Source organism: Kitasatospora sp. NEAU-CNBT7 (genome assembly GCF_057220535.1).
In genome coordinates, this window is record NZ_JBXQQB010000048.1 from 1 (window position 1) to 3,444 (window position 3,444).

Annotated in this window: 3 protein-coding genes and 1 pseudogene; 2 read left to right on the forward strand and 2 right to left on the reverse strand. The window is 73.4% G+C overall.

Translation table 11 applies throughout. The features are described 5' to 3' along the window. Positions 1-123, forward strand: a pseudogene (locus AC2TEW_RS35235) (IS701 family transposase); the annotation flags it as partial. 193 nt (positions 124-316) lie between these two features. Here the strand turns inward: AC2TEW_RS35235 and AC2TEW_RS35240 are convergent. Beyond that, entirely contained in the window at positions 317-1,114 is a 798-nt protein-coding gene (locus AC2TEW_RS35240) for an SURF1 family cytochrome oxidase biogenesis protein (RefSeq protein ID WP_484627334.1), read from the reverse strand. A 32-nt stretch (positions 1,115-1,146) separates the two neighbouring features. After that, positions 1,147-2,136, reverse strand: a complete 990-nt coding sequence (locus AC2TEW_RS35245) for a DEDDh family exonuclease (protein WP_484627335.1) — start codon at positions 2,134-2,136, stop codon at positions 1,147-1,149. A 168-nt stretch (positions 2,137-2,304) separates the two neighbouring features. On the opposite strand from AC2TEW_RS35245, the gene AC2TEW_RS35250 reads away from it, so the two are divergent. Beyond that, positions 2,305-3,348: a zinc-dependent alcohol dehydrogenase family protein gene (locus AC2TEW_RS35250; protein WP_484627336.1), complete on the forward strand. Its 1,044-nt coding sequence runs from the start codon at positions 2,305-2,307 to the stop codon at positions 3,346-3,348. Positions 3,349-3,444: the final 96 nt, after the last annotated feature.

Sequence of the window (3,444 nt, forward strand, 5' to 3'; positions counted from 1 at the left end):
ATCCGTCGCTACCCGGGCTGGTATCGGCACATCACCCTCGCCATGGCCGCCCACGCCTACCTGACAGTCATGCGGGCCCAGCAGCTCGAAAAGGGGCCGGACCGGCTCGAACGCCAGACCTGATCCCACTCACCGTCCCCGAGATCCGTCGACTGATCGCCCACCTCACCCGGCCCGTTCGCCGAAGCATCGCCCACGTCCTGCACTGGTCCCACTGGCGCCGACGACGCCAGCACCAGGCCCGGACCAGCCACTACAAGAGACGAGGCAACACCCCAAGAGCTGATGCCTCGTCACGTTAAGCACCGTTGCAGTACTAGGCCTCGACCAGTTCCGGTTCGGCCGCCGTGCGGGCCTGTTCGGCGTTGTCCTTGGCCTCGCGCCGGGCGAGCACCACCAGGCCGACCGGGACCAGTGCGCAGAACAGCCACCACTGCACCGCGTACGCCATGTGCGGTCCGATGTCGGAGTGGTCGGGCTCGGCCAGCGGCTCCGGGCCGGTGCCGGGGTCCGGCCGGGTGGAGACCAGCTCGAGGTAGCCGCCGAGCACGCTCGCGCCGCTCGCCTCGGCCTGCTGGTGGCTGTTGATCAGCTTGTACTGGCGGTCGGGCAGGCCGCCGCGGTCCCGGATCCCGCTGCTGGCGGTGGTCTCGTCGGCCCGCATCCGCCCGGTCACGGTGACCTCGCCGGCCGGCGGGGCCGGCACCGGCGGGTAGCTGGTGGCGTCGGCGCCCGACTCCACCCAGCCCCGGTTGACCAGCACCTCGCCGTGGCCGTCGGCCAGCTGCAGCGGCGTGACCACGAAGTACCCGATGCTGCTGCCGCCGGGCTCGGTGCGACCGCGCACCACGAACTCGTGCGCCGGGTCGTAGTGGCCCGCGGCCGTGACCGTCCGCCAGGTCAGCCCGGTGGGCACCGCGAAGCCGGGGGCGGGCGAGAGCGAGTCGAAGGCGACCGGCGGCGCGGTCAGGCTGCTCGCGATCAGCTCGTTGCGGGCGACCCGGGCCTCGTGCCGGTGCAGCTGCCAGAACCCCAGCCGGATCATGGCGGGGATCAGCAGCAGGGCGATCAGGGTGATGATCGCCCAGCGCCGGGAGAGCAGAAAACGGTACACACCCGGCACGCTACGCCCACCTCACACCCGCGTCAGACACCGGGGTGCGGCGCGACCTCGCGCAGCAGCTGGAGGAAGGCGTCCTCGCCGACCACCGGTGTGCCGTGCTCGCGGGCCTTGCGCGCCTTGCCGCTCCAGCTGCCCGGCTCGTTGGTGACCAGCAGGCTGGTGAGCCGGCTCACCGAGGTGGCGATGTGCAGGCCCGCCTCGACCGCGCGGTCCTCCAGCAGCTCGCGGTCGGTGGCGGTGTCGCCGGTGATCGCGACCCGCATGCCCTGCATCAGCGGCTTGCCGTCCACCCACCGCCCGGGGTTCGGGTGCGGGCACGGCGGGCGCTTGCGGGCGGGCCGGTACGAGGAGCTCCAGGTGCCGCGCTGCGGCGCCGGGGACTCCTCGCCGAGGTCGGTGACGGCGACACAGGTGGTCAGCGGCAGCGGCACCCCGGCCTCCCGGGCCAGCCGCAGGCTCGGACGGAACACCTCGGCCAGCACCCGGGCGTCGTCCAGCGCGTTGTGCGCCTGCCGCTGCTGGACGCCGAAGTACGCGGCGAGCGAGGACAGCTTGCCGTTGGGCAGCGGCAGTGCGAGGTCGCGGGCCAGCACCATGGTGCAGATCCGCTGCTCGACGGGGGCCCGTCGGCCGGCCCGGGAGTACTCGCGGGAGATCATGTTCCAGTCGAAGAGCGCGTTGTGGGCCACCATCACCCGGCCCGCCAGCCGGTCGGCCAGCTCGTCGGCGATCTCCGGGAAGGTCGGCGCACCCGCGAGGACGGCGCTGGTCAGGCCGTGGATCCAGACCGGGCCCGGATCGCGCTCCGGGTTGACCAGGGTGTACCAGTGGTCCGTCACCTCGCCGTGCCCGTCCAGCTGGTAGACGCCGGCCGAGATGACCCGGTCGGAGCGGCCGAGCCCGGTGGTCTCGACGTCGACCACGGCGAAGCCCCGGTCGCGCTCCTCGGTGCGCTGCGCCGGGAGCGGAACAGGCCGGGCGGAGCCGTCCCACGGTGACTGGATCGCGTGCATGGTCAACCAGCTTAAGGGCCGTCACCGACGCCGGTGGCCGAACCGGTACGAGCGGTGGCGTGCACCACACCTGCGCATAGAGTGGACGGCGGAGCAGTCGTACAACCTCTCGAAGCTCTCCCACGCCGCCCGCACCCCTGGGCGGCGGCTTTGGTAAAGGACATCCCCATGCGCGCCACCGTGATCCACGGCCCCAACGACATCCGGATCGAGGAGGTGCCGGACCCCCGGATCCAGCAGCCCACCGACGCGGTGGTGCGGGTGGTCAACGCCTGCATCTGCGGCAGTGACCTGTGGGCGTACCGCGGGGTCGCGGCGCGCAAGCCCGGGCAGCGGATCGGCCACGAGTTCCTCGGGGTGATCGAGGAGGTCGGTGCGCAGGTGACCGGCTTCCGGGCCGGCGACCTGGTGGTGGCGCCGTTCGTGTGGTCCGACGGCACCTGTGACTTCTGCCGGGAGGGGCTGCAGACCTCGTGCCCGCACGGCGGGTTCTGGGGCTCGGTCGGCTCCGACGGCGGCCAGGGCGAGGCGGTCCGGGTGCCGTTCGCGGACGGGACCCTGGTGGCGCTGCCGAAGGACGCGGCGGGCGACGAGAAGCTGCTGCCGGGTCTGCTGGCGCTCTCCGACGTGATGGCCACCGGCCACCACGCGGCGGTCAGCGCCGGGGTGCGGCCGGGTGCGACGGTCGCGGTGGTCGGGGACGGCGCGGTCGGCCTGTGCGGGGTGCTCGCCGCGCACCGGCTCGGCGCCGGCCGGATCATCGCGCTCGGGCGGCACACCGCGCGGACCGACCTGGCCCGCCGGTTCGGCGCCACCGACGTGGTCGCCGAGCGGGGCGAGGCGGCGGTCGAGGCGGTCCGGGAGCTGACCGGCGGGCAGGGCGCGCACGCCGTGCTGGAGGCGGTCGGCACCGAGGAGTCGATGCGCACCGCGGTCTCGATCACCCGGGACGGTGGCTCGGTCGGGTACGTCGGCGTCCCGCACGGCGGCAGCGCCGGCGTGGACATCGGCCAGATGTTCGACCGCAACGTCCAGCTGCGCGGCGGGGTCGCCCCGGCCCGCGCGTACATCCCCGAGCTGCTGCCCGACGTGCTCTCCGGTGCGATCGAGCCCGGCCTGGTCTTCGACCGCACGGTGGACCTGGACGGTGTGCCCGACGGCTACCGCGCGATGGACGACCGCTCGGCGCTGAAGGTGCGGATCGCGTTCTGATCCCACCCGCACGCAGCCCGGGCCCGGCGGGGCGCCACCCGGACAAGTGGGGACCCCCCGCCATGTGTGGGGGGTTTTTGTCCACTGAGGTGTACA